Genomic DNA, 24,377 nt, shown 5'->3' with positions numbered 1-24,377 from the left:
CGCGCGGAGCGCGCTCAGAGGCTCAGTCGCGGGGTCGCATGCGGCGACCCAGGACCGCGTACGCGAGCCGACGCTGGAGGGCCACCACCTGCGCCATGCGGTCGCCGCGCCGGACGTCCGCGTCGGAGATGACGTCGGGGGCGAGCCGCTGGGCGAGACGGTGGAACTCGGAAGCCTCCTTCGCCTGGTCCTGCATGAGCCGGACGGACCACTGGCTCGCGCTCACCCGGAATGCCGCGAGGGGACGTCGGATGGCGACCACGTCGCCCTTCGCCATGACCGGCGCGTACGACCCGGCGTCGATGTAATACCGAAGGTCCTGCCACCAGCCGGCGTCACGCAGCGCAGCAGTGCGCATCATGACGCACGCGGGCTCGCCGAAGATGTTCGTGCCTGACCGCACCGTCTCGCGGAGGGCTCTCGTCCCGGGCACGACGCCGTCGAGACGGCCGAGCCCTCGTGCCTTCACGAAGACCTCCCCGCGGGCGTCCACGAGATCTCTCTGCGAGGTCACCATGACCGCGCGCTCGCCGGCCGCGTCGAGCGCGGCCACCTGCTCCGCGAGCATCGTCGGCCGCAGGAGGTCGTCTCCGCACACCAGCTTGATGAGCGCGCCCTGGGCGAGCTCACTCACCCTGTTCCAGTTGCGCCGAGCGCCACCGCCGGCCTCGGTCGTCACGAGACGGACGCGTGGGTCGGAGGCAAAAGGCTCCAGCTGTTCCCGGGTGTCGTCCGTGGACGAGTGGTCGGCGACCACGAGCTCGAAGTCCGTAAAAGTCTGGGCAAGGACGGAACGCATCGTCTCGGCGATGTAGTCCCCGTTGTTGTACGCGGGAACGACGACGGACACACGGGGACTCACGCTTCGGTCTCCTCGACTCGTGGGTTCGGCTCAGAGGCAGGTTGCTTGCGGTGGAAAGAGAAGCCCTTGTGCCCGAAGTAGCTGATCAGCGCGGTGACGCAGGTGATCAGCAGCTGTGCCGGGATCGGCGAGAGCCCGACGAGCTCGACGACGAACGGCAGGGCCACGACGTTGACGGCGAGAGCGGCCAGGTTGACCACCTCGAACCGTGCGAGGTCGAGCCAGACGTGCCCCGTCACCCGGAAGACGAACTTGCGGTAGAGCACGAAGGCGCAGAGGACTGCGGCCACGTGGGCGCACACGAGGCTGGCCATGTAGCCGTAGGCTCCGAGGTGGCCACGGAACAGCAGCTCGAAGGCGATGAACCAGGCAGTACCCAGGAAGGTGTTGAACCCACCGACGATAAGGAACGCAACGCGCTGGTCCTTGACGATCTTGAACAGCGGGCCGAGGGTGCCCTGCATCCCTGCCGGAGGCCGCGGTGCGTGTGCGTCGCCCGTCGTCGGCGGCTCCGGGTCCATGACCATCGGACGCAGGTCCTCTCCTCAGGTTCGGTGGGTGTGGCGCGTGATCCGTGGGCGCAAGGCGCTCCGACGGTCCGCCGGGCCCCAACGACTATAGTCTCCTGCGTGACGAACGAAGGCACCGCCGCAGCACCGCACCGCATCTCGGTCGTCGTCCCGGTGTACCAGGGCGAGCGCACTCTTCCGGCCCTCCTGGAAGAGCTCGAGGTGCTGACGTCGCCGTTCGTCACGCCCGGCGGAGCGGAAGCGGTCGTCGCGGAGGTCTTCCTGGTACACGACCACGGTCCCGACCGTTCGGCCGAGACCATCCGTGTTCTCGCGGAGCGACACGACTTCGTCCGCCCGGTCTGGCTCAGCCGGAACTTCGGCCAGCACGCCGCCACGCTCGCGGGGATGGCATCGTCGGGCGGCGACTGGATCGTCACGCTGGACGAGGACGGCCAGCACGACCCGGCCGAGATGGGTGGGCTGCTCGACGCCGCACTGACCGACCAGGCAGACGTCGTCTACGCGCTGCCCACGAACCCTCCGCCCCACAGCGCGTTCCGCAACGCGACCTCGCGGGGTGCAAAGAAGGTCATCGAGGCGTTGGCAGGCGGGACGGACACCTCGCTCTACCAGAGCTATCGCCTCGTGCTCGGCGAGATCGGCCGTTCGGTCGCCGCGTACGCCGGTCCGAACGTCTACCTCGACGTCGCGCTCGGCTGGGTCAGCGGCAAGGTCACGACGGCGCCGGTGACCCTGAGGGACGAGGGGGACCGACGGTCGGGATACTCCGTGCGCCGGCTGCTCTCCCACTTCTGGCGCATGGTCCTCTCGAGCGGCACACGGGGCCTGCGCATCGTGAGCGTCCTCGGGGCTCTCTGCGGGGTGGCGGGGATCGTCGTCGCAGTGGCGCTCGCCGTGACGCGACTGGTGGGTGGGTCGGTGCCCGAGGGCTGGACGTCGCTCATCGTGGTGATGCTGCTGGGCACCGGCGCGATCCTCTTCGCTCTCGGTGTCATCGCCGAGTACATCGGTGTCGCTGTCAACATGGCGATGGGCAAGCCGCTCTACCTCATCGTGTCCGACCCTGCCCGTGGTCCGCTCGGGCGGGGAAGCCGCGCTCGGTGAGGACCGACCCGCCGACCCTGGTCGTCGGCGCGAGAGGGCTCCTCGGCAGCGCCGTGCGCAGACGGGCGGCGGTGCGAGGTCTCACGTCCGTCCCGGCGTCCGTCGACTGGTCGGAGCCGTCCAGCGCCGTCCACGACCTCTCGATCGCTGTCGACGAGCTGCTGCGCGATGGTGGGGACGGCCGCTGGAACCTCGTCTGGGCGGCAGGCGCCGGAGTCACGGCGTCCACCGATGATGCGCTCGGTGCGGAGAACGCCGTCATGCAGGGGTTCGTCGACGATCTCGTCCGACGGCACCCGCACGCGCTGCGGCGTTGCACACTCTTCTTCGCCTCTTCCGCCGGGGGCGTCTATGCAGGTGCCGGCGAGGCCCCGTTCACGGAGCGGACGCTTCCCGCGCCGCTCGCGCCGTACGGACGCGCGAAGCTCGTCGCGGAGTCGATCTTCTCCGGGCTCTCCGAGCACGGTGCGAGTGTCGTCCTCGGGCGCATCTCCAACCTCTACGGCCCCGGTCAGAACCTCGCCAAGCCGCAGGGCCTGATCTCCCAGCTGTGCCTCGCGCACCACCTCGCCCGACCGATCGGCATCTACGTCTCGCTCGACACGCTGCGCGACTACATCTACGTCGACGACTGTGCCGACCTCGTTCTCGACGTCCTCGACCGTGCGGTCGACCACGACCCGAGCCGAGGCCCGGTCACGAAGATCCTGGCCTCGCAGAGCTCGGTCACGATCGCCGCGATCATCGGAGAGCTCCGCACCATCTACAAGCGCAAGCCCCAGGCGGTGCTGGCAGCATCCCCGCTCGGTGCGAGGCAGGCGCGCGACCTGCGGTTCCGCTCCCTCGTGTGGCCGGACCTGGACGCTCGCGCGTTGACTCCCCTCCCGGTCGGAATCGCGGCGACGGGGGAGGACATCGGGCGCGCGCTTCGCCGCCGCGGGCCGTCCTGAGGACGGGCACGGTGTCCGACGCGGGGGATCGGCTAGATTGGTCGCCGCACGCAGGCCGTGACCCGTGCCCGCGAGGCGACTCGCCCACAACGCCAAGGAGAGATCCATGAAGGTCCTCGTGACCGGTGGCGCCGGCTTCATCGGCGCCAACTTCGTCCAGCAGACCGTCCGCGAGCGTCCGGAGCACGACGTAACAGTCCTGGACGCGCTGACGTACGCAGGCGACCGTGGATCTCTGATGCCGGTCGCCGACGACATCACGTTCGTCGAGGGCAGCATCACCGACGCCGACCTGGTCGACGGGCTCGTCGCGGGAGCCGACCTGGTGGTCCACTTCGCGGCAGAGTCGCACAACGACAACTCGCTCAACGACCCGTCGCCGTTCGTCCAGACGAACGTCGTCGGGACGTTCACGCTGCTGGAGGCTGTGCGGCGCCACGGCGCGCGCTTCCACCACATCTCGACGGACGAGGTCTACGGGGACCTGGAGCTGGACGACCCGGGGAAGTTCACGCCCACCACGCCGTACAACCCGTCCAGCCCCTACTCCTCGACCAAGGCAGGCAGCGACCTGCTCGTGCGCGCGTGGGCTCGTTCGTTCGGCGTGGAGGCGACGATCTCCAACTGCTCGAACAACTACGGTCCGTACCAGCACATCGAGAAGTTCATCCCGCGCCAGATCACCAACCTCGTCGACGGGATTCGTCCGCGCCTGTACGGTGCGGGGCTCAACGTCCGCGACTGGATCCATGTCGAGGACCACAACGCAGCCGTCTGGGCGATCATCGACAAGGGGCGCACCGGCGAGACGTACCTCATCGGCGCGGACGGCGAGAAGTCGAACCTCGAGGTCGTGCAGACCCTCCTCGAGATCTTCGGCCGACCCGTCGACGACTTCGACCACGTCACCGATCGCCCCGGGCACGACCTGCGGTACGCGATCGACGCCGAGAAGCTCCGCTCCGAGCTCGGCTGGGAGCCCCGTTACACCGACTTCCGCACCGGACTCGAGGCCACCGTCCGCTGGTACCAGGAGAACGAGGCGTGGTGGCGGCCCGCGAAGGAAGCTGTCGAGGCGAAGTACGCAGCGGTCGGGCAGTGAGGCTCGCGCGCCTCGACGCCGGCTCCGCGACGGCAGACGGCGGCGCAGCGGTGCGGTGGTGGGCGGCGATCCTCGCGGCGGTGGCTGCGGCCGTCCTCCACCTCGTGCTCCATCTCGGTGCCTTCGTCACCCAGAAGGGCTGGAACCTCAGCTCCTTCCGTGATTACTACTACTACGACCAGCTCTCCTACCTCGCGATCGCGCGGAACTGGTCGCTGGGTGAGCGTGCGGACGTCGAGCCGTTCACGAGAACGGGAAACAGCCCGTATCCCGACCTCTACTACCGCGTCCTCGGCTGGCTCTCCGACGTCACGGGCCTCGACCCGGTCGCGATGTGGACCATTCTGGGCTCGGTGTTGCAGGCCGTGCTGGTCATCGCCGTCGGGATGACCACCGTCGCCGTCACGCGGCGCTGGTGGACCGCATTCCTCGCGGCCCTTCCGATTCTCGTTGGCACCTTCGCTTCGTTGACCCAGGGCGACTGGAAGACGACGCTCGACTCCCACGCGGTCCTCTGGGGGCCGTTCGGGGTGCTCTTCACCAACAACGGGGAGTCGGCCGCGCTGTGCCTGGCCGGGATCGCCCTCCTGCTCCTCCTGCTCGTGGCGGTCGGTCGGCCCGCGTCGTCCCGCGCCCGACTCGTGCTCGTCCTCGTGGCGGCCCTGCTCGTGGGTGTCACGGGTCAGATGCAGACCTACACGTTCCTCTCCACGGTATTCGTGATCGCGTACGCTGCGGCGGCCTACGGTGTGGCGGCGTCGGGCAGGCCTGTCGTGTGGGCAGCCGTCTCCGCGCTGGGAGTCGCGCTGGTGTGGCTGGCGGGACCGTTCGTCGGCGACGCCAGTCCTCTGGCCGCGCTGGCCCTCGGAGTCTTACCCACGGTCCCCGGTCTGGTCCTCCTCGCGCACCGTCTTGGATGGTGGCGGGTCCTGCTCCCGTGGGTCCTCGCCGGAGCGGCAGCCGCGCCGCAGCTCCTCGAGACCGTGCTGGGTGTCGCTTCCGGGGACCCGTTCCTCGTCTACCGCGAGGGGTCGTCGAGCAACCTCGGGGTCCCGGCGCTGGTCGGGATTCGCTCGGGCACAGCGGTTTTCGTCGCCGTCGCTCTCGTCGTGGGTCTCGGTGTCGCGCGGGGGTCCGTCGTGCGAGCGGCGCTCCCGGTGGGCATGCTGCTCGCTTGGGCGATGGGCGCGACCAACGACCGGTGGGGCGCGAACCAGGAGCCGTACCGGTTCTGGCTCGACACGATGGTGCTTCTGTGCGTCGCTCTCACGCCTCTCGTCGTCGAGAGCGTCCTCGCGGCTGTCCGGTATGCCCGCCGCTCAGGTCCGGCAAGGGGACGCCTGCTCGCCGGAGGCGCGGCCGTGGTCACCGTCGGGGCCCTCGGCGTGAGCATGCTGGACTTCGTCGCGTTCCGTGACGACGTGGCGGACCGTCGGCCCCTCAACTTCTACGACGACCGGTCTGCGGCGCTCGCGCGCACCGCAGAGGCGTCGTCTGGCGGCATCGTGCTGGCCGACCCGTGCGTCGATCCGCTCACCCTGAAGATCGTGTGGGGGGGACCCGTCGCCTTCTACAACCTCGGCCTGGCATGGCCCGAGCACGAGGAGGAGTTCCGCTCCGTGCTGGCTGCTCGAACCGAGGGTGTCCTCGACATCGACGCGGCGGCTGCTGCCGGAATCACCGGCGTGGTCGTCGACCCTTCGTGCGAGGCAGCCTGGACGACGGACCTCGCGGAACAGGGGGCACGAGAGACCGCCCAGGAGACGGCCGACGGGCGGACGTACGTCCTCTGGGAGCTCGACGCGCAGGAGTGACCGTCACCGCTGCTCGTCCGACGGCGCGCGCTCAGCTGTGCAGCGAGCGACGGAACTCGAGCACGTCTTCCCAACGAGGGAGCAGGCCGGACTCGCGCGCCGCCGCCAGGCTCGGCGCCGCCCGGTCCTTGTCCGAGAGCGTGAACTCGAGAGGCGAGCCGTCGCGAGCGGTGGTGGGCCAGGCGATGCCGATCTCCGAGTCCAGCGGGTCGATCCCGTGCTCGTGGCCCGGTGTATATGGCGCGGAGCAGAGGTATGCCACCGTAGAACCGTCCTCCAGGGCGCAGAAGGCGTGACCGAGTCCTTCTGAGAGATAGACCGCCCTGCGGTCGACGTCGTCGAGGAGGACCGAGTCCCACGCACCGAACGTCGGCGAGCCGACACGGATGTCGACGACGACGTCGAGCACGGCGCCCTTCACGCACGTGACGTACTTCGCCTGGCTCGGAGGCAGGTCAGCGAAGTGGACGCCCCGCAGGGCTCCGGCCGCAGAGACCGAGAGATTGCCCTGGCGAAGGTCGAACGCGTGCCCTACCGACTCTTGGAAGACCTCGTCCTTGAACCACTCGAGGAAGACGCCACGGTCGTCGCCAAACTGAGCCGGGGTGAGCTCCCACGCGCCCTCGATGGTGAGTTCTCGGATCTGCACGCCTCGTCGCTCCGTCTCTGCTGGCTCACGCGCCCGGTCGGGCACAGACGCCTAGGGTACCGGCTAGGCTCGGGCGCGCTGGTTGTCGTCGAGCGAAGGAACGTCCATGCGGTGGTTGATCACGGGTGCCGGCGGGATGCTTGCCACCGACGTGGCAGAGGTCGTCCGGAGGTCCGGGCACGACGTCGTCGAGGTCGGCAGGAACGAGGTCGACGTGACGGACCCGGGCGCCTGCGCCGATGCTGTCGCGGGCGTCGACGTCGTCCTCAACGGTGCGGCGTGGACCGATGTCGACGGGGCAGAGGCGCACGAGGCGGCCGCGTTCGCGGTCAACGCCCTGGGAGCCGCCAATCTCGCCGTGGCCGCGACCCGTTCCGGCGCGCGGCTCGTGCACATCTCGACGGACTACGTCTTCGACGGTGCGGCTGCCGCACCGTACCTGGAGACCGAGCCTGTGCGCCCGGTGTCGGCCTATGGGCGGACGAAGGCGGCGGGTGAGTGGGCAGTACGTGCGGGCGGCACCGATCACCTCGTCGTGCGGACCGCGTGGCTCTATGGTGCGCACGGTTCGAGCTTTCCCCGGACCATCGGCCGACTGCTCCGCGAGCGGGGGTCTGTCGACGTCGTGACGGACCAGGTCGGCCAGCCCACGTGGACTGCCGACCTCGCTCGGCTGGTCATCCGTCTCGTGGAGGCCGAGGTCCCGGGCGGGACGTTCCACGGGACGTCGAGCGGACTGTGCTCGTGGCACGATCTCGGCGTGGAGGTGGCGACGCACCTGGGGCTCGACGCGTCCGCCGTCCGCCCGACCACGAGCGACGCTTTCGTCCGTCCGGCGCGGCGGCCGGCATACTCCGTGCTGGGCCACGACGCGCTCCTGGCTGCCGGGGTGGTGCCGATCGGTGACTGGCGCGAGCGCTGGCGTGTCGCGGCCCCGTCCGTGCTCGGGCGCTGACGCAGACCCTCAGATGTTCGAGCCGTTCGGGAAGGCCGAGACCGCGGTGGGCGACAGGACCGTGATGGAAGGGGCGCGGCCCCCGTACAGGCTCACGAGACGGGCCCACGACGTGACCCATCGCTTGCGGCCGTTCTCCATGTAGTACACGCGGTCGGAGTTCGACGCGCGCACGGCGCGGCTCAAGCCGGAGCCCGCACTCAGAGAGCGGAACTGGACCCCGGTGACGTCGACGGCGGCGTTGCACGACGAGCCGAAGTGCGCGATGTCGGCGCAGCTGGCGGCGCGTCGCCTGACGTTGCCGTCGACGAAGGCGATCTCACCGGTTCCCGGGTCTCGGACGAAGCGGCCGAGCGGCTTTCCGGTGGTCAGGTGGTTCAGGTAGCTGTCCGCGGCGTCGGAGACGCGGCCGTAGTTGGACAGGGAGGACAGTATCCCGAACGAGCTCACGTGGTGCTTCGTGCCCCCCACCACGAGGTAGACGTCGGAGCGGTAGGGCGACATCACGAAGTTGCCCGTCGCCTGCCCCCACAGGCCGGCGTACTTCGACTGCTCCGCCTTCACGCGACGTCGGATCTCGTCCTGGCGCACCCAGAGCGACTGGCCGGGGCACGTGGTCGACGCGACGTCGCGGTGACCGAAGATCGTCGGGAGGTTGTTGCCGTTGATCACCGTCCGGCCGGCGGCGTCGATCCCGTGGATCGACAGCTTCCACCCGAGGAGGCGGACGATCGCATCGACGGCCGCGTTGCTGACCGTCGCAGTCTGGTAGTTGCCGAGCACCGAGACCCCGACCGTGGCCGAGTTGTACCCGCTCACGTGAGCTCCTGCGGTCTCCATCTCGAAACCGCCCGAACGCCCTTCCCAGATGCGCCCGAACTTGTCGACGAGGAAGTTGTAACCGATATCGCCCCATCCCCGCGTCTGGGCGTGATAGGCGTAGATCCCCCGGAGGATCGCCGGGACGTCCGCCTCCTCGTACGAGTTGGTCCCGGCGGTGTGGTGGATCACGGCACCCTTGAAGTCGCCCTGCGAGGGTGCCCACGCGCGCAGCGACTCGTCCGCTCCCCACTGGGCACGCGAGTACATCTGGGGAGGGCTGGTCGAGCCTGGGTAGCCTGTCACGATCCCGCCCGCGCGCTCGAGCGAGCCGCTTCCCGGGAGGGTCCCGACACCTCGCCCGAAGGGCGACGAGGCCGGCGCCGGGGCGGGCAGACCCGCATCGGCGGCGCGGGTGCCCGGGTCGACGACCACGAGCTGGAGGTCCGCGATCGAGCCCGGCTCCGCTCCGCGCATGCGTGCCTCGACCCGCTGGACCTCGCCGACGACGAGGGGAGCGGTGCCCGCGGGACCGCCCTCGGGGCCGACCTCGATCTCGAGCGCGGTCCATTCGTCCCAGGAGCCGTCCGCGTGCTGCCCGCGGACCGATACGTCGACACCAGCCGGCTCTGCCGGCCCGACCCAGGTCACGCCCACGGTGGCGAAGCCGTCCACGTCCGCCACAGCGGAGAGGTCACCGGCCTGGACCTGCCCCTCGTCGGGTGCTGCGGCACGGAGCTGCGGCGCGGGGGGCGTCGCTACGGTGAAGTCGGACTCGGTGATCACCGGCTCGACCGCCTCGGTCGCCGCCCCGCTGCTCGTGGCCGCATCCAGCGGGGCGGCAACTGCCGCCGCGGGAGGCGCAACCAGGAGCGAGAGACCGATCCCGATGCAGCCGACAACAGCGGTGACCCGCCAGTGTTCCCTCATCACGCGTACCCCCGAATAGCGACCAGGGCGAGGCGGAGAAGACGCGCCTGCCTCCGACACAGTAGCCCGCGGCATTCGTTGGCGCAGGGTGTGAAGGGCGTGTCCCGCTCGTCTCTCTCGCTCGGAGTCCTGCCCGCGTGGTCCGTCGGCTCAGTCGGCGACGAGGCTCAGTCGGCGACGAGGCTCAGGAGGTAGCTCCCGTAGCCCGACTTCACCAGTCGCTCGGCCCGTGCGCGGAGCTCGTCGTCCGTGAGGAAGCCCCGGCGCCAAGCCACCTCCTCGGGGGAGCCGATCTTGAGTCCCTGGCGGTTCTCGATGGTGCGGACGAAGTCGGACGCCTCGAGAAGCGAGTCGAAGGTCCCGGTGTCCAACCAGGCGGTGCCACGGGGCAGCACCTCGACCTGGAGTCGCCCCTGGCGCAGGTACTCGCGGTTCACGTCGGTGATCTCGTACTCACCGCGAGCGGAAGGCTCGAGGTCCTTGGCGATCGCGACGACGTCGTTGTCGTAGAAGTACAGACCAGGCACCGCGTAGTTGGACCGAGGATGCTGTGGCTTCTCCTCGAGCGAGAGCGCCGTCCCGTGCTCGTCGAACTCGACGACGCCGTACGCGGTCGGGTCGGACACGCGGTACGCGAAGACTGCTCCGCCGTCGATCCCGTCGAACCGGGTGAGCTGTGACCCGAGCCCGGGTCCGTAGAAGATGTTGTCGCCGAGGACCAGTGCGGCCGAGTCGTCACCGATGAAGTCCGCCCCGAGGACGAACGCCTGGGCGAGACCGTTGGGCTGCTCCTGCACCGCGTACGAGATCGAGACCCCGAACTGCGACCCGTCGCCGAGGAGCCGGCGGAACTGCTCGGCGTCGTGGGGGGTCGTGATGACGAGGACGTCACGGATGCCCGCCAGGATCAGCGTGGACAGCGGGTAGTAGATCATCGGCTTGTCGTAGACGGGAACGAGCTGCTTGCTCACGCCCAGGGTGATCGGGTGCAGTCGGGTGCCGGAGCCTCCGGCAAGGATGATTCCGCGCATGGGGGCGATCCTCTCATGTCGCGGGAGAGCGTCGGAGGTGCGCTACGCTCCCGGCAGCCGCACGGGCGGCTCCGTGAGAATGGGGACGGCGATGCGTCGTGCAAGTGTGCTGGCAACGGTGCTGGCGGGGTTTCTGGTGCTGGGCGTCGCGCCGCCGGCCGCAGTAGCGGACACCGAGGCCGTTCTCGTCAAGGCCCGGTTCGACCCGACCATCTACGAGGTCCAGGTCGACGAGTGGGGGGACGTGGTCGGGGAGCGGCGGGCGGTCACCTATGCGGAGTGGGTCGCGGTGGGGCGGCCTGCACCCGCCGTCGTGGAGCCGGACGTCTATGCCGCTCTCTCCTGGTCGTCGACGATCTACGCCGTCACCGGTTGGCCCGGCGAGCGGTGGGCCGACGCGGTCCCGCTCAGCTACGCCCAGTGGGTGTCGGCCCGGCGTCCGGCGCCGGACCGCTCGGCACCGTTCTGCGCGCTGGTGGGCTGCGGGATCACCCGCTACCCGAGCTCGTCCGAGCTCTTCGTCGACGTCCCGGGCTCTGGTGGCGTCCACAAACTGACGTTCCGTGAGTGGACGACGCTCGGCTCTCCGCCTGTGTCGATCGACCAGCCCGTGGGCTTCTACCGCCTGTCGTGGTCTGACCGCGTGTTCATGACCGAGCCGTCCCAGATCGGCAGCCGTATCGGTTTCACCAGCGACGTCTACGGGTCAGGGCGCTCGCTCACGTACGACGCGTGGCGGCGGGAAGGCTCGCCGACGCCGAAGGTGGTCCGGTCGGCGGTCCGCGAGCGGTTCCTGCTCTTCGCCGGCAGCCCGGACGTCTACTACGACGGTCCGGCCGGGCTGTTCCGCATCACCTACGCGCAGTGGGCCGCGGCAGGTTCGCCGACCCCGGAGCGCAAGCCGTTCGGGGCGCCGTCGGGTGGCGGCATCGTCGTCACGCCGGGCGGGCGCTGAGATGGCCGGGTCGACTCAGGTGCGAGATCGGCGCGCCCTCGGGCCCATCGGGACCGGCGAGTCGCCGTCCGTCCCGAGGCCGGCGGCCCGTCGCCTCTCGGCTTGTCTGCGGGCAGTCGCCGTCGCCGTTCTACTCGCCTTGATCGGGTGCGCAGTGCCGTCGCTCCCGGCGACCGCGCGCGTCGAGTCCTTCGTCGTCAAGTCGCGGTTCGAGGCCAACCTCTACCTCGTCCAGGGGGACCCTGCGTCCTGGCCGTCGACGCGGTCTCCGCGGACGTACCTCGACCTCGCGTCGTGGCGCGCCCTCGGGTCGCCCCGCCCCGTCGTCTGGGAGCCGCGATACTCGTCGCTGCCCTGGAGCTCCACCGTCTATGCCCTGACCTACTGGCCCGACGGCGGTCAGCGGGCCGAAGCGACTGCGCTGACCTATGACCAGTGGCGCTCGGCGGGCAGCCCTCCGCCGCAGAAGGACTACCGCGTCTGCACCGACGCCACCTTCCGGTGCAGCACGTTCACCCTGCCGTCGTCTCCGTCCGAGATCTTCCTCGAGGAGCCTCTCGGTGGGGCGCCCGTCCACAAGCTGTCGTATACGGAGTGGGTTGCGCTCGGGCGCCCGAAGCCCAGCTCGACCGATCGCCCGGCGGGCGTCTACAAGCTGGCATGGAGCCCGATCCTGTTCTGGGAGTTCCCGGCGAAGATCGGACCGGTGAACCGCTCGACCAGCAACGAGCACTACGACGCGTGCGGCAGCCGTCTGAGCTACCCCGAGTGGCGGGACGCCGGATCACCGACGCCCCAGGTCGTGGCGGCGACCTCCACGAGCAGGTTTATCCAGGGCCCGCCGCGTGGCTACGGCTACGACGACGAGATCTGGTACGACGGCCCGGCAGGGTTCTTCCACCTGTCCTACGGCGAGTGGGCAGCGGCCGGACGGCCGAGCCCGACCGCGGTGTCGTACACCCCCGCACTCCCAGCTTCCTGGGCCTGCAGGAGATGAGTCGAGGTCACGGTGGCCTCGGGACCGTTCCGTCACGCCTGGGAGGCGACCCGTCCGACGACGACGAACTCGTTGTAGACGAAGAGGTTCCCGGCCCAGCGGGGGAACGGGAACGACTCCCAGCCGTCGACCGCTAGGCCGAGGGCGCGGAGGACCTCGACGATGCGTGGACCGTCGACGAAGTCCGTGTGGCTCGGGTCGCTGCGGAACCCTCGCTCCTGGGGGCAGACGATCATCACGGTCGCTCCGGGTCGAAGCGTGGCGACGTACGGGGCGAGGAACTCCGTCTGGCTCCCCGGCGGCAGGTGCTCGAGGACGTGCGCTGCGAGCAGTCCGTCGCGTGGCCGAGCGTCGTCCGGGAGCCGAAAGAAGTCCTCAGGGACGTAGGCCTCGCGTCCGGTCGCTCGGCAGAAAGCGACGGACGTGGGGTTGTGGTCAACACCCATGCTTCCTGGTGCGAGCGTCGCGAGATTGCGCCCGATGCCGCAGCCGAGGTCGATCGTCGGCCGGTCACCGAGGTGTCGCCGGACATTCCAGCGGTACGGAGCCTGGACATGGAGCGCCCGCTTCCACCACGTGCCCTGGAGCGCTCGCAGCCGCTCGGTGTAGGCGGCCGAGGTGGTCTCGAGATGCTGTGCGGACCCTTCGGGGGCAGACTCGGCAGCCACGGCTTCCTCCCGTCTCGGTGTCGCGACACTACCGTGCCGACGAACGGAGGGCCATGTCGAGGGGGGATGCATGAAAGCGTGGGGTCGTCCTGTGCGCGCACGGGGGCGGGTTCTGTCGGTCGTCGTGGTCGGGGCGCTCGCCCTGGCCGTACCAGCGGGTGGAGCTGGTGCCGCGCAGCGGGAGGTCGACCCACCGGTCACGGGGTCGACGGAAGGCGCGGGTCACGCGGATCCTGCATCGTCGGCCGTCGAACCCGACGACGATGCAGTGCCTGACGGTTCCGCCGATCCTGCCGAGGCCGTCGTTCCCGACGGCTCCTTGGCGCCGCCGTCGTCGTCGCCGACGCCGGGAACCTTGCTGACCCCGGAGGCGGGGGACCGCACGACCACCGCCCGCCCCGAGCGGAGGGAGCCCGCACCGCCTGACGCGCCCGAGGCAACTGGTTCGACGGAGCCCGCCGGTCCCGCCGCCGCTCTGTCCCGTGCTGCTGCTGTCCGCTACGTGAAGAAGCCGCACGACTCCGTCATCTACGTCGTCGACGGTTCCGGCCACCGCCAGTTGACGTATGCGCAGTGGGTCGGTGCTGGATCGCCCACGCCGCAGAGCACGTGGACCGACTATGTGCGGTATCCCTGGTCGCCGACGTTGTACGCGGTCACCTACTGGTCCTCGAGCGACTGGGACTGGGACCGCCTGACGTGGGAGGCATGGACGGCTGCCGGGCGTCCGCCGGCACGCGCCGCCGGCTGGATCGCCGGCAGCACGATCCACCAGTGGGAGTCGTCTCCCGAGCTCTTCCTCGTCGGCGAGGACGGGAGCCTCCACAAGCTGACCTTCGCCGAATGGTCCGCGACGGGCCAGCGCACCCCGGCGGTGCGGCGGAACCAGGGCTTCGTGAGGCTGTCCTGGGACGGGACTATCGCGCGTATGTCCGACCTGCGCTACGGCCAGGGCCGACCGATCGCCTACGACGAGTGGATGAAGGAGGGGTTTCCGACTCCGCGGGTCTCACCACGCCTGCCCGGCGACCTCTTCGAGAAGGACTTCGTGGGTCCGGGGATCAGGTACTCCGGGCCCACCATCCAGCGATACCTCACCTTCGCGGAGTGGCAGGCGGCCGGCTCGCCGACACCGTACGCGGGACGAAACGGGCGTCTGGACACGAGTGCCCTGTGCCGCGTGTCCTGGACCTCCAACGTGCTGCTCCGATGCGACGCGCAGTACCAGCTGGAAAGGCTGAACTCGGCGTACTGGGGGCGTTTCGGACGATCCATCGCGGTGGGGTACGGGTACCGGACGTACGCGACGCAGGTCTATCTCCGCATGACGCTGGGCACGGTCGCCGCCGTGCCGGGCACCTCGAACCACGGGTTGGGGCTCGCGATAGACACGGCCCAGGGGTCGCAGCACGGGTTCGGCTCGGAGTCCTACGAGTGGCTCAAGGCCAACGCTCCCGCCTACGGCTGGCACGCGCCGCGGTGGGCGTGGCAGAACGGCTCGAATCCCGAGTACTGGCACTTCGAGTACACGGGCTGATCGGACGTACGGCGGCAGTTCTCAGTCTCGTTCGTCGACCCTCTCGGTGCGCAGGAGCCGGGCACGCCGTGCGGCGTCATCGTCCAGCACCCGGGCGGCGTCTGCGCCAACGAGCACGACGGAGCCATCCTCGGCGGCGGCGGCCAGAATCCGGGACGTCGCCGCGAGGAACCCTTCGCGGCCGTCGACGAGCACGCGCGGGCGCGCGTGCGGCGGCGCTTCGGAGACAGGGATCAGCGCGTCATGCGCGAGGGTCGTCGTCGGCGTATCGATTGCCGGACGCCGGAGCTCGGGCTCCGGTGCCCAGCCCACGTGGTCGCCGTACGTCATGACCGCCGAGGCGGCGTCGACCGCCCCGGCGGGGAGGGGCACGTCGAACCGGCGGGCCAGGGCCGGGAGCGCGACGGCGACCAGCTCCGACCCCGATCCCGTCCACGTCTCGGGCCGGTGGGTGACGACCACGTCCGCCTGCGCGTGCGTGGTGCCCGGGGCGATGGCATTCTCGTCGACCAGGACCACGGTGGCTCCCACGCGCCATGCAGCCAACGCCCAGACGACGGTGCGCCAATGCACGGGAAGATCGAGAACGACCTGCGTTCCGGGACCGGCGTCGAATTCCTCGACGAGCAGGTTCGTCGTCTTGTTGACCCAGTTCTCGAGCACCGCGCCGGAGAGCTCGACGCGCTCGCCGTCGTCCCCGTACCACGTGAGCCGTGGCCGACCGGGATCGCGCGTGACGAGTCGGAGCAGGTCAGCGATGTGGGTGGGACGGTCGCCGCGCGGGGCGGGGGAGTGGGGAGCGGACACCATGGACACCACCCTAGGGTGCTGATATCGACACCCGAGATGTGATGGTTTCACCCGCCGCCTCCGCGGGGCTATCACATTTCGGCTTGACGCCCGCGGATGACACGCGTGTAATTTCTTCAATGCAGTTTCCTGCCTGGTTCTCGCTCGAGGCCCGGCGAACGGCATGAAGGGGCGAGCAATGTGGAACATGCTGGACGGGACGGGCGGGGTCTTCCCCTCCGACGCTGAGCGAGAGGTGGAGCGCGTGGCACCGGTGCTGCCGCTCTTCGGTGAGCCGGTCGACGACTCGCTCATGGGGTGGCAGGAGCGTGCGCTGTGCGCCCAGACGGACCCGGAGGCCTTCTTCCCGGAGAAGGGCGGGTCCACGCGCGAGGCGAAGAAGGTCTGCACGGGCTGCGAGGTCCGGGCCGAGTGCCTGGAGTACGCGCTCGAGCACGACGAGCGCTTCGGCATCTGGGGCGGGCTCTCCGAGCGGGAGCGCCGCAAGCTCAAGCGCCGCGTCGTCTGACGACCGGGCCTCGGCCCGGCGGGCTCGTCGGCGTCGTCGGCAGGCGCCGTCGTGACGGGTGGCCGACACCCGCCACACCGGGGCGCGCAAATGCCGCGCCTGGAGCCGTGTCCGTCGCATGATCGACGGGACATGACTTCCTCCGACCTCACCACGTCCGCGCGCAGCGCCCGTCCCGGCGACGTCACGCCGGGGGCCGCCGCGCGCGCCGCCGCCGTGCCGGGCGTCGTCGCGGCACCCGGGATCGTCGCCGCCGTGACGGGCGCGCTGCCCGTCGTGACCACGGTCACGGCGGTCGTCGTGACGCGCGGCCGCACCCCGTTCCTCGCCCACACGCTGGCGGCGCTGCGCGCCCAGACGACGAGCCCGCACGAGGTCGTCGTCGTCGACGCCGCGACCGGCGACGCGAGCAGCGAGCACCAGGGCCTCCAGCTCGGGGACGCGCGCTTCGTCGCGGCGCCGCGCGCCCGCTCGTTCGGCGACGCGGTCGACACGGCCCTCGCGAACGTCGAGCCGGGCACGTGGCTCTGGCTCCTGCACGACGACTCGGCCCCTGCGCCCGACGCGCTCGCCGAGCTGCTGCGCGCCGTCGAGCACTCGAGCGCGGTCGCGGTGGCCGGGCCCAAGCAGGAGCGCTGGGTGCCCGGCACCGACGCGCAGCCCGCGGCACCGTTCGAGCCGGGCACGGTCAGCCGCCTCGTCGAGGTGGGCGTGACCACGACGCCGCTCGGCCGCCGCCTGACCGGCATCGACGAGGACGAGGTCGACCAGGGGCAGCACGACGCGCGCGAGGACGTGCTCGCCGTCGGGCTCGCCGGGGCGCTCGTGCGGCGGGCCGTGTGGCAGGAGCTCGGCGGGACGGACCCCGAGCTCGGCCCGTTCGGCGACGGCCTGGACCTGTGCCGGCGGGCGCGCCTCGCGGGGCACCGGGTCGTCGTCGTACCGTCGGCCGTGGTGCGGCACGCGCAGGCCTCCCTGCTCGGCCTGCGCGAGCGCCGGCGCGGGACGACGGCGCTCCCCGCCCCGGACCCCGACGCGTCGTCGGCGGCGCGCCGTCACTCCCAGCTCCACGCGCGGCTCGTCGGCGTCGCGGCACCGTGGCTCCCGTTCGTCGCGCTCGCGATGGTCGTCGGCGCACCCTTCCACGCCGCGTTCCGGCTGCTCGTCAAGCAGCCGGGGCAGACCCGGGACGAGCTGCTCGCGCCGCTGTGGGCGCTCGCGCGGGTCGGGCCCGTCGTGCGGGCGCGCCGCGTGGCGCGCCGGACCCGGACGCTCCCGCGTCGAGCGCTGCGCCCGCTGCGCGGCACGTGGCGCGAGGTGCTCGTCGAGCGGCGCGACCGCCGGCTCGCGCGCGCCGAGCAGCGGCGCACCGCGTGGGCGCCGACCGACATCGAGCGGCGCGAGCTGCGCGCCCTCGCGGTGCGGCGTCGGGCCGGGCTCGCCGGGGCCGCCGTCGTGCTGGCGGGGTTGACCGCCGTCGTGTTCGGGCCGCTGGCGGGGGCTCTCCTCGCGGGCGGTCGGCTCGTCGGCGGGTCGCTGCTCCCGGCCACGGGGACGCTCGGGGACGTGTGGCGCGCGGCGACGACGGGCTGGGTCACCACGGGGCTCGGCGCGCCCGCACCGGCGGACCCGTTCGTGTCCGCGCTGGTCCCGGCGTCCCTGCTCGCCGGCGGCGCCACGCAGACCGCCGTGAACCTCCTCGTCCCCGCGTGCTTCCTGGCGGCCGGCCTGGGCGCGTGGTTCGCCGCGGGCGCGCTCACGCGCTCGGTGCCGCTCCGGGCCTGGGCGACGCTCGTCTGGGTCGCCGCTCCCGCGCTCCTCACCGCCGTGGGTGCCGGCCGGGTCGGCGCCGTCCTCGTGCACGCGACCCTCCCGTGGCTCGCGCTCGCGGTCGTCCGCGCGCTCGGGCTCCAGCGGCTCGACGTCGTCGCGCCCCCGACGCCGGACGTCGTCCGCCGGGGCGCGCGCCGCGAGCCGGGGTCGCTCGCGGCCGCCGCCACCGCGGGCCTGCTGTTCGCGGTCGCCGTCGCCGGGGCGCCCGTGCTCCTGCCCGTCGGGGTGGTCGTGCTCGTCGTCGTGGCGCTCGGGGTCCGGGCGCACCGGCGCTACCTCGCCCTCGTCCCCGTGCCGGCCCTCGTGCTCTTCGCCCCGTTCCTCGTGCACGTGGCCCGCACCGCGGGCGACGGCGGGTGGCGGCTGCTGCTCGCCGACCCGGGCGCGCCGGTCGCGGCGACGCCCGCCGCGCCGTGGCAGCAGCTCCTGGGGCTGCCGACCGCGCCCGAGGCGTGGTTCGGGCTCGACGGGGTCGGCGCCGGCGACCTCCTGGCGCGCTGGGCCCCGTTCGCCGCCGGCGCGGTCGTCGTGGTGCTCGCCGTGCTCGCCGTGCTGCGCGGCCGCCGTCTGGCCGTGGGGGCGTGGTTCGTCGCGGCGCTCGGGCTGGCCGCCGCCGTCCTCGCCGGGTCGACCGTCGTGGCCGCCGGGGCGTCGCCCGACGCCCCGGTCACGGGGTGGCCCGGCGCCGGGCTGTCGCTCGCGCTCCTCGCCCTCCTCGGCGCCGCGCTCGTAGGCGCCCCGCGGTGGCCCGGCGCCGGGGCCCCGGCCTGGCGCTCGGGCGCCGTCGTCGCGCTCGCGCTCGTCGTCACCCTGCTGCCCCTCGGGGCCGCCGCGTCCTGGACCGTGGGCGTGCTCGACCGCGACGACGCCCGGGTCGGCTCGGTCGTGGCCACGACCGAGCCGGTGGTGCCGCCGGTCGGCCGCCAGATGCAGTCCTCGCCGCGCCAGGCGCGCGTGCTCACCCTGGAGCACGGTCCGGATGGCGTCGTCGAGTACGCGGCACTGCGCTCGGACGGTCCGCAGGCGGTCGACTCGTCGGTCGTCGTGCACGCGTGGCAGGCGGCCGACCCCGCGGTGACCGAGGGCGAGCTGCCCCGGCTCGTCGCGGAGCTCGTCTCCGGGACCTCGGCGGACGTCGCCGACGGCCTGGGCCGTCTGGGCGTCGGGGCCGTGCTCCTGCCCGCGTCCGCGCCGGAGGACCAGGCGCGGGCCGAGCTCGTCGCCCGGCTCGACATGGTGCCAGGGCTCGAGCGCATGACGGAGGGCCGCTCGGCGCTGCTCTGGCGCGTCGTGCCCGAGGGAGGCGAGCCGTCCTGGGCGCGCGTCGAGTCCGGCGCGGGCGTCGAGCCGCTGGCCGCGGACCGCGACGCGCTGCGCCCGGTCGTCACGACCGTGCCCGAGGGGGCTGAGGACCGGCAGGTCGTCCTCGCGGAGGACGCGTCGTCCGGGTGGCGCGCGACGCTCGACGGCCGCCCGCTGGAGGCGGTCGACCCGGCGACGACCGGCGGGCTGCAGGCCTTCGCCCTCGGGACCGACGCCGGGCGGCTCGAGGTGTACCACGCCGCGGACCACCGGTCCGGCTGGATGGCGGCGGCGGGCGTGACCCTGGTCGTGTACGTGCTGCTCGCGGTGCCGGTCCGGCGCCGTCGCGCGGGAACGAGGTAGGAACGGTGACGACGACGAACGGCACGAGCCACGACGAGGCTCCGGAGACGGACGCGCGCCCCGGGCGCGCCCGGGCGGTGGTGCGCCGCGTCACGACGACGGGCGCCGGGCTGGTCGGCATCCTGGCGGTGGGCGCGGTCGTCGTGCTCGGGAGCACGGGCGCGGCGCTCCTGCCCGCGGCGCCGGCCCCGGCGGACCCCGTCGAGGAGGTCACGGTCGAGCCCGCCCAGGAGGTCTCGGTCTGCCCGGGCCCGGCGCGGCTCACCGACCCGGAGACGGTCGGTGACGCGCAGTTCGGTCCCGCCCCGGTCGGCACGACCAGCCGGCTGCGCGCGGTGGTCGAGGGCGAGGGGACCGCCGGGCTCGGCGTGCTCGACGGCGGCGACCTCGAGGAGCAGGACCTCGCGCGCGGGCAGGGCGCCGACGTGACCGTGGGCGACGTCGAGGACCCCGCGCACGGCACCGTCCTGACGGTGCGCCCCGCCCAGGACTCGTCCCCGCGCGTGGCCGCGTCCGTCGGCTCCGTGACGACCGACGGCGACCTGCGCGGGCTCGCCGCGGCGAGCTGCTCCCGGCCGGGCATCAGCCAGTGGCTCGTCGGCGGGAGCACCGAGATCGGCAGCAGCTCCCAGCTCGTGCTCCAGAACCCCGGTCTCACGCCCGCGGTCGTCCAGGTGCAGGTCTGGGGGCAGGGGGGCGAGGTCGTGCTCTCCGGCGGCGGGCAGCAGCTCGTCGGTCCGGGCCAGGAGGTCGTGACCCTGGTCGAGGCGGCGGCCCCCGAGCAGCGCCGCCTGGTCGTCCACGTGGCCGCGTCGGGCGGCCTCGTGTCGGCGTACCTGCAGCACTCGACGCTCGACGGCCTCGTGCCGCTCGGCGTCGACCACGTGGTCCCGGGCGCGGAGCCGACGACGGACCTCGCGCTGGCGGGCGTCACGAGCGTCGGGGAGGCGGTCGACGACCCGCACGCGCCGCAGCTGCGCCTGCTCGCCCCGGGCGAGGAGGCCGGGACCGCGCGCGTCACGGTCTACGGCGAGGACGGCGCCGTGCCCCTGCGCGGGGCCGAGGAGGTCGCGCTCACGCCTGGCGTCGTCACGGACGTGTCGCTCGGCGGCCTGCCCGCGGGCGCGTACGCCGTCTCCGTGCACGCCGACGTCCCCGTCGTCGGCGGCGCGTCCGTCGACCGCCGCGGCGAGCCGGACCCCGACCTGCTCCACGAGGAGCGGCAGTACGACCGCGCCTGGGTCGCGGCGCGACCGCTGCCGTCCCTGGCGGACGCGGAGAGCGCCGACGAGAGCGCCGGGTCCGCCGACGACACGTCCCCTGCCGGTCAGGTGGCGCTCGTCCCGGGCACGTCCTCCGCGCTGACGCTCGCCGCCGTCCCTGCGGCGCGTGCCGACGAGGACGAGCCGACGGGCTCGCTCGAGCTCCTCGTGCGCGTCTACGACGAGAGCGGCGCGGAGGCGGGCACGACGACCCTGACCCTCCGCGCGGGCACGACGCAGACGCTCGACCCGGCGACGGTGCGGGCGGAGGGGTCGGAGGCCGTCCCCGCGGCGGTGACGGTCGACGTCGTCGGGAAGGACGACGGCCTGCTCCCCGTCTGGTCGCTCACGGCGAGCGCCGGCCCGCCGAGCGGCGACGAGGGCGACGGCGCGCCGAGCCTCGTGTCGGTGCTCCTGCCGGTCACGGACGCGCCCGCCGCCCACGAGGTCGCGGTCCGCGCGTCGGACACGGCCGGGCTCGGACGCTAGGCGACGGTCAGCGGTCGCCCGTGTAGCGCGGGTCGATCTCCTCGGGGGTGCGGGCCAGCAGGTGCGCGACCTGCTCGACGAGCACGTCGCGGACGAGGTCCTCGAGGTCCTCGGCGTCGAACGCGCGCGCCTCGACGGGCCGCCGGTAGACCACGATCCGGGCGGGCTGGCCCGACTCGGCCGGGAAGCACCGGCCGAGCGGCACGCCGCCGTCCTCCCAGGGCGCCGGGTCCGACGGCGGGACGTCCTCCACCGCGAACTCCGTCCCGCGCAGCTGCTTCGCCCACGAGCGCTGCACGCGCTCCACGACGTCGAGCACGACGTCGTCGAACTTCTCCGCGCGGGTGCGGCTCGCGGGCGCGGTCGGCGGGAGGAGAGGACCTCGGATGCCGCGTCCCCGGCGGTCGCGCCGTCGTGGCACCGGGCCGTGGCCGCCCGGCCCGGGGGCGCGCGGCGGGATGACGAGCTCGTCGAACGAGACCGGGGGAGGGGTGACGGCGCTGCGACGCGACCAGCGGTCGCGGGCCCGGCGCCCGGCGCCGGCCGGGTCGGGGCGCGAGCCGGGGGACGATGAGTTGCCACGCACACCCCGACTCTAGTCGGCCGCCGCCCGACGCACCGGGGCTCGTCGGGCTCCGGTACGAACCCGGCCGCGACCAGCCACGGCCCGGAGCGGGGGCGGACGGCGTGTGCCGTCTCCAGGACCCCTCCGGAAGGCGTAAGGTCAGGCCGTGAGATCCGTCAGGCAGTGCTCGCGCACGGCGTGCGTCCGTGCCGCCGTCGCGACCCTCACCTACGTCTACGCCGACTCCACGGCGGTCCTGGGCCCGCTCGCGCACCTCGCCGAGCCGCACAGCTACGACCTGTGCGCCGAGCACGCGGAGCGGCTCACCGCGCCGCGCGGCTGGGAGGTCGTGCGCCTGTCGCCGCAGTTCGTCGAGACCGGTCCCAGCGACGACGACCTCTCGGCGCTCGCCGACGCCGTCCGCGAGGCGGGCAAGGTCCGCACCGAGCCGGAGCCGCCGGACGTCACCGAGGTCGGACGACGCGGGCACCTCCGGGTCCTGCGCGCCGAGGCCGACTGAGCCGTCACGCCCGGGCCGCCGCGCGTCGGTAGGGTGGGCCGCGTGAGCACCGACCTCTCCCCCCTCATCAAGGCCTACGACGTCCGCGGCACCGTCCCGGACCAGCTCAACCCGGAGGTGGCGCGGGCGGTCGGCGCGGCGTTCGCGCAGGCCGTGGTGCTGCCGGAGGCCCCGGCCGGCACGCGGGCCAGCGCCGTGCTGGGGCACGACATGCGCGACTCGGGCCCGGAGCTCGTCGACGCGTTCGCCGCGGGGCTCACGGCCGCGGGGGTCGACGTGACGCGCATCGGGCTGTGCTCGACGGACGGTCTCTACCACGCGTCCGGGGTGCTGGGCGTCCCCGGGGCCATGTTCACCGCGAGCCACAACCCCGCCGCCTACAACGGCATCAAGCTGTGCCGTGCGGGCGCGCGACCGGTCGGCCAGGACACGGGCCTGATCGACGTACGGACCCTCGCGGAGGGGTACCTGGACGACGGTCTCCCGCCCGCCGCCGAGGAGCCCGGCACCGTCACGGACCGCGACATGCTCGCGGAGTACGCGGCGTTCCTGCGCGGCCTCGTCGACCTGTCGGGCATCCGTCCGCTCAAGGTCGTCGTCGACGCCGGGAACGGGATGGGCGGGCACACCGTGCCGGCCGTGCTGGGCACGGGCGCGGGACTGCCCGCCCTGCCGCTCGACGTCGTCCCGCTCTACTTCGAGCTCGACGGCACGTTCCCGAACCACGAGGCGAACCCGCTGGACCCGAAGAACCTCGTGGACCTGCAGGCGGCCGTGGTCGAGCACGGGGCCGACCTCGGGCTCGCGTTCGACGGCGACGCCGACCGCTGCTTCGTCGTGGACGAGCGCGGCGAGCCGGTCTCCCCGTCCGCCGTCACGGCACTGGTCGGCCTGCGGGAGGTCGCGAAGGAGCTCGAGGCCGGGCGCACCCCCACCGTGATCCACAACCTCATCACCTCGCGCGCCGTCCCCGACTTCCTCGGGGCGGCCGGCGCGCGCACGGTCCGCACGCGCGTGGGCCACTCGTTCATCAAGGCGCAGATGGCGGAGCACGACGCCGTGTTCGGGGGCGAGCACAGCGCCCACTACTACTTCCGCGACTTCTTCTTCGCGGACACCGGGATGCTGGCGGCGATGCACGTCCTGGCCGCGCTCGGGTCGCAGCCGCACGCGCTCTCCGACCTCGCGGAGATGTACGAGCCCTACGTCGCCTCGGGGGAGATCAACTCGACCGTGGCGGACGTCCCGGCGGCGCGTGCGCGCGTCGTCGAGGCGTACGTGACCCAGCAGGGAGCCGGCCCCGTCGAGGTCGACGAGCTCGACGGCCTGACGGTCTCCCACTGGGGCTCCCACCCGCAGTGGTGGTTCAACCTGCGGGCGTCCAACACGGAGCCGCTCCTGCGGCTCAACGTCGAGGCCGCGGACGAGGACATCATGGACAAGGTGCGCGACGACGTCCTGTCGCTCGTGCGCACGGACGACGACGAGGAGCGAGCATGAGCCTGCAGATCGACCCCTGGGTGCGCGAGGCGCTGCGGTGCCCGGTGACGGGCGCCCGCCTCGTGGACGGGACGAGCCCCTCCGGCGAGCCGGAGCTGCACTCGACCGACCCGGGGCGTCCGCTCGCGTACCCCGTGCGCGACGGCATCCCGGTGCTGCTGGAGGACGACGCGCGCGAGCTCTGAGGGCGCCTCGTCCCGCAGCACGACCGAAGGCCGGCCCCCGCGAGGGAGCCGGCCTTCGGCGTCGGGCACCGAGGGTGCCCGCACGGCTGCGGCGAACCGGGACCGCAGCCCGTCCGGGACGGGCCCTGCCGGGC

General features: G+C 72.6%; 22 protein-coding genes. 14 read left to right on the top strand and 8 right to left on the bottom strand.

Annotated features, from left to right (window positions below):
• Window positions 1–22 precede the first annotated feature (22 nt).
• Both B9L22_RS13810 and B9L22_RS13805 read right to left on the bottom strand, forming a co-directional pair.
• Complete coding sequence (locus B9L22_RS13810) at window positions 23–862, bottom strand: glycosyltransferase family A protein (RefSeq protein WP_086150811.1); 840 nt, start codon at window positions 860–862, stop codon at window positions 23–25.
• A complete protein-coding gene (locus B9L22_RS13805) occupies window positions 859–1,389 on the bottom strand; it encodes a GtrA family protein (RefSeq protein WP_233140122.1) in 531 nt (176 codons plus the stop codon). The genes B9L22_RS13810 and B9L22_RS13805 overlap by 4 nt, the downstream gene beginning before the upstream one ends.
• 27 nt (window positions 1,390–1,416) lie before the next feature.
• Here B9L22_RS13805 and B9L22_RS13800 point away from each other — a divergent pair, with 27 nt between their 5' ends.
• The 4 genes from B9L22_RS13800 (at window position 1,417) to B9L22_RS13785 (ending at window position 6,365) form a co-directional block, all read left to right on the top strand.
• Complete coding sequence (locus B9L22_RS13800; protein WP_233140121.1) at window positions 1,417–2,499, top strand: glycosyltransferase; 1,083 nt, start codon at window positions 1,417–1,419, stop codon at window positions 2,497–2,499.
• Window positions 2,496–3,449 carry an NAD-dependent epimerase/dehydratase family protein gene (locus tag B9L22_RS13795; RefSeq protein ID WP_086150809.1) on the top strand — a complete coding sequence of 318 codons (954 nt, stop codon included), beginning with the start codon at window positions 2,496–2,498 and terminating at the stop codon, window positions 3,447–3,449. Before B9L22_RS13800 ends, B9L22_RS13795 begins: the two co-directional genes overlap by 4 nt.
• A 106-nt stretch (window positions 3,450–3,555) precedes the next feature.
• A complete protein-coding gene (rfbB, locus tag B9L22_RS13790) occupies window positions 3,556–4,551 on the top strand; it encodes a dTDP-glucose 4,6-dehydratase (RefSeq protein ID WP_086150808.1) in 996 nt (331 codons plus the stop codon).
• Window positions 4,548–6,365, top strand: a complete 1,818-nt coding sequence (locus B9L22_RS13785) for a hypothetical protein (RefSeq protein WP_086150807.1) — start codon at window positions 4,548–4,550, stop codon at window positions 6,363–6,365. The genes rfbB and B9L22_RS13785 overlap by 4 nt, the downstream gene beginning before the upstream one ends.
• Window positions 6,366–6,396: 31 nt before the next feature.
• Here B9L22_RS13785 and B9L22_RS13780 read toward each other — a convergent pair whose 3' ends face one another.
• Entirely contained in the window at window positions 6,397–7,014 is a 618-nt protein-coding gene (locus B9L22_RS13780; protein ID WP_086150806.1) for a dTDP-4-dehydrorhamnose 3,5-epimerase family protein, read from the bottom strand.
• Window positions 7,015–7,120: 106 nt separating this feature from the next.
• Here B9L22_RS13780 and rfbD point away from each other — a divergent pair, with 106 nt between their 5' ends.
• On the top strand, window positions 7,121–7,969 hold the full coding sequence (gene rfbD / locus B9L22_RS13775) for a dTDP-4-dehydrorhamnose reductase (RefSeq protein ID WP_086150805.1): 849 nt from the start codon (window positions 7,121–7,123) through the stop codon (window positions 7,967–7,969).
• Between the two features lie 9 nt (window positions 7,970–7,978).
• Here the strand turns inward: rfbD and B9L22_RS13770 are convergent, their stop codons facing one another.
• Window positions 7,979–9,778: an N-acetylmuramoyl-L-alanine amidase gene (locus tag B9L22_RS13770; RefSeq protein WP_143317310.1), complete on the bottom strand. Its 1,800-nt coding sequence runs from the start codon at window positions 9,776–9,778 to the stop codon at window positions 7,979–7,981.
• Window positions 9,779–9,885: 107 nt separating this feature from the next.
• Window positions 9,886–10,749: a glucose-1-phosphate thymidylyltransferase RfbA gene (rfbA, locus tag B9L22_RS13765; RefSeq protein ID WP_086150803.1), complete on the bottom strand. Its 864-nt coding sequence runs from the start codon at window positions 10,747–10,749 to the stop codon at window positions 9,886–9,888.
• Between the two features lie 91 nt (window positions 10,750–10,840).
• On the opposite strand from rfbA, the gene B9L22_RS13760 reads away from it, so the two are divergent.
• Window positions 10,841–11,704, top strand: coding sequence for a hypothetical protein (locus B9L22_RS13760; protein ID WP_158097211.1), 864 nt, complete (start codon window positions 10,841–10,843; stop codon window positions 11,702–11,704).
• 154 nt (window positions 11,705–11,858) lie between these two features.
• Window positions 11,859–12,701 (top strand): hypothetical protein, encoded by an 843-nt coding sequence (locus tag B9L22_RS13755; protein WP_143317306.1) that lies wholly within the window; start codon window positions 11,859–11,861, stop codon window positions 12,699–12,701.
• A 32-nt stretch (window positions 12,702–12,733) separates the two neighbouring features.
• Here the strand turns inward: B9L22_RS13755 and B9L22_RS13750 are convergent, their stop codons facing one another.
• Window positions 12,734–13,369, bottom strand: a complete 636-nt coding sequence (locus B9L22_RS13750) for a bifunctional 2-polyprenyl-6-hydroxyphenol methylase/3-demethylubiquinol 3-O-methyltransferase UbiG (protein WP_198947304.1) — start codon at window positions 13,367–13,369, stop codon at window positions 12,734–12,736.
• 268 nt (window positions 13,370–13,637) lie between these two features.
• Between B9L22_RS13750 and B9L22_RS13745 the strand changes: the two genes are divergently transcribed.
• The gene (locus B9L22_RS13745; protein ID WP_158097210.1) at window positions 13,638–14,906 is read left to right on the top strand and encodes a M15 family metallopeptidase; all 1,269 of its coding nucleotides are present in this window, start codon (window positions 13,638–13,640) and stop codon (window positions 14,904–14,906) included.
• 21 nt (window positions 14,907–14,927) lie between these two features.
• Here the strand turns inward: B9L22_RS13745 and B9L22_RS13740 are convergent, their stop codons facing one another.
• Entirely contained in the window at window positions 14,928–15,716 is a 789-nt protein-coding gene (locus B9L22_RS13740; protein ID WP_086151012.1) for a TIGR03089 family protein, read from the bottom strand.
• 178 nt (window positions 15,717–15,894) lie between these two features.
• Between B9L22_RS13740 and B9L22_RS13735 the strand changes: the two genes are divergently transcribed.
• The 3 genes from B9L22_RS13735 (at window position 15,895) to B9L22_RS13725 (ending at window position 21,473) form a co-directional block, all read left to right on the top strand.
• Entirely contained in the window at window positions 15,895–16,224 is a 330-nt protein-coding gene (locus B9L22_RS13735; protein ID WP_021482334.1) for a WhiB family transcriptional regulator, read from the top strand.
• 132 nt (window positions 16,225–16,356) lie between these two features.
• The gene (locus B9L22_RS13730; protein WP_086150798.1) at window positions 16,357–19,722 is read left to right on the top strand and encodes a glycosyltransferase; all 3,366 of its coding nucleotides are present in this window, start codon (window positions 16,357–16,359) and stop codon (window positions 19,720–19,722) included.
• A 5-nt stretch (window positions 19,723–19,727) separates the two neighbouring features.
• On the top strand, window positions 19,728–21,473 hold the full coding sequence (locus B9L22_RS13725) for a DUF5719 family protein (RefSeq protein WP_086150797.1): 1,746 nt from the start codon (window positions 19,728–19,730) through the stop codon (window positions 21,471–21,473).
• A gap of 7 nt (window positions 21,474–21,480) precedes the next feature.
• On the opposite strand, the gene B9L22_RS13720 is transcribed toward B9L22_RS13725, so the two are convergent.
• Window positions 21,481–22,059: a metallopeptidase family protein gene (locus tag B9L22_RS13720; protein WP_336244565.1), complete on the bottom strand. Its 579-nt coding sequence runs from the start codon at window positions 22,057–22,059 to the stop codon at window positions 21,481–21,483.
• A 145-nt stretch (window positions 22,060–22,204) separates the two neighbouring features.
• On the opposite strand from B9L22_RS13720, the gene B9L22_RS13715 reads away from it, so the two are divergent.
• Genes B9L22_RS13715 through B9L22_RS13705 form a run of 3 tightly spaced genes read left to right on the top strand, consistent with a single transcriptional unit; the run spans window position 22,205 to window position 24,243 of the window.
• Complete coding sequence (locus B9L22_RS13715) at window positions 22,205–22,558, top strand: DUF3499 domain-containing protein (protein ID WP_009863301.1); 354 nt, start codon at window positions 22,205–22,207, stop codon at window positions 22,556–22,558.
• A 42-nt stretch (window positions 22,559–22,600) separates the two neighbouring features.
• On the top strand, window positions 22,601–24,058 hold the full coding sequence (locus tag B9L22_RS13710) for a phosphomannomutase/phosphoglucomutase (RefSeq protein WP_086151010.1): 1,458 nt from the start codon (window positions 22,601–22,603) through the stop codon (window positions 24,056–24,058).
• Window positions 24,055–24,243, top strand: coding sequence for a Trm112 family protein (locus tag B9L22_RS13705; protein ID WP_021479800.1), 189 nt, complete (start codon window positions 24,055–24,057; stop codon window positions 24,241–24,243). The genes B9L22_RS13710 and B9L22_RS13705 overlap by 4 nt, the downstream gene beginning before the upstream one ends.
• Window positions 24,244–24,377: the final 134 nt, after the last annotated feature.

Origin of the sequence: Cellulosimicrobium sp. KWT-B, from assembly GCF_002127155.1 — a bacterium.
Classification (GTDB): Bacteria; Actinomycetota; Actinomycetes; order Actinomycetales; family Cellulomonadaceae; genus Cellulosimicrobium; species Cellulosimicrobium funkei.
This window is presented reverse-complemented; position numbering and strand designations above follow the sequence as displayed.

Excerpts from the sequence above, each read along its gene's own strand:
- rfbD (WP_086150805.1), top strand. The coding sequence starts at position 7,121 with ATGCGGTGGTTGATCACGGGTGCCGGCGGGATGCTTGCCACCGACGTG.
- B9L22_RS13735 (WP_021482334.1), top strand. The coding sequence starts at position 15,895 with ATGTGGAACATGCTGGACGGGACGGGCGGGGTCTTCCCCTCCGACGCT.
- B9L22_RS13760 (WP_158097211.1), top strand. The coding sequence starts at position 10,841 with ATGCGTCGTGCAAGTGTGCTGGCAACGGTGCTGGCGGGGTTTCTGGTG.
- rfbB (WP_086150808.1), top strand. The coding sequence starts at position 3,556 with ATGAAGGTCCTCGTGACCGGTGGCGCCGGCTTCATCGGCGCCAACTTC.
- B9L22_RS13740 (WP_086151012.1), bottom strand. The coding sequence starts at position 15,716 with ATGGTGTCCGCTCCCCACTCCCCCGCCCCGCGCGGCGACCGTCCCACC.
- B9L22_RS13730 (WP_086150798.1), top strand. The coding sequence starts at position 16,357 with ATGACTTCCTCCGACCTCACCACGTCCGCGCGCAGCGCCCGTCCCGGC.
- B9L22_RS13705 (WP_021479800.1), top strand. The coding sequence starts at position 24,055 with ATGAGCCTGCAGATCGACCCCTGGGTGCGCGAGGCGCTGCGGTGCCCG.
- B9L22_RS13805 (WP_233140122.1), bottom strand. The coding sequence starts at position 1,389 with ATGGTCATGGACCCGGAGCCGCCGACGACGGGCGACGCACACGCACCG.
- rfbA (WP_086150803.1), bottom strand. The coding sequence starts at position 10,749 with ATGCGCGGAATCATCCTTGCCGGAGGCTCCGGCACCCGACTGCACCCG.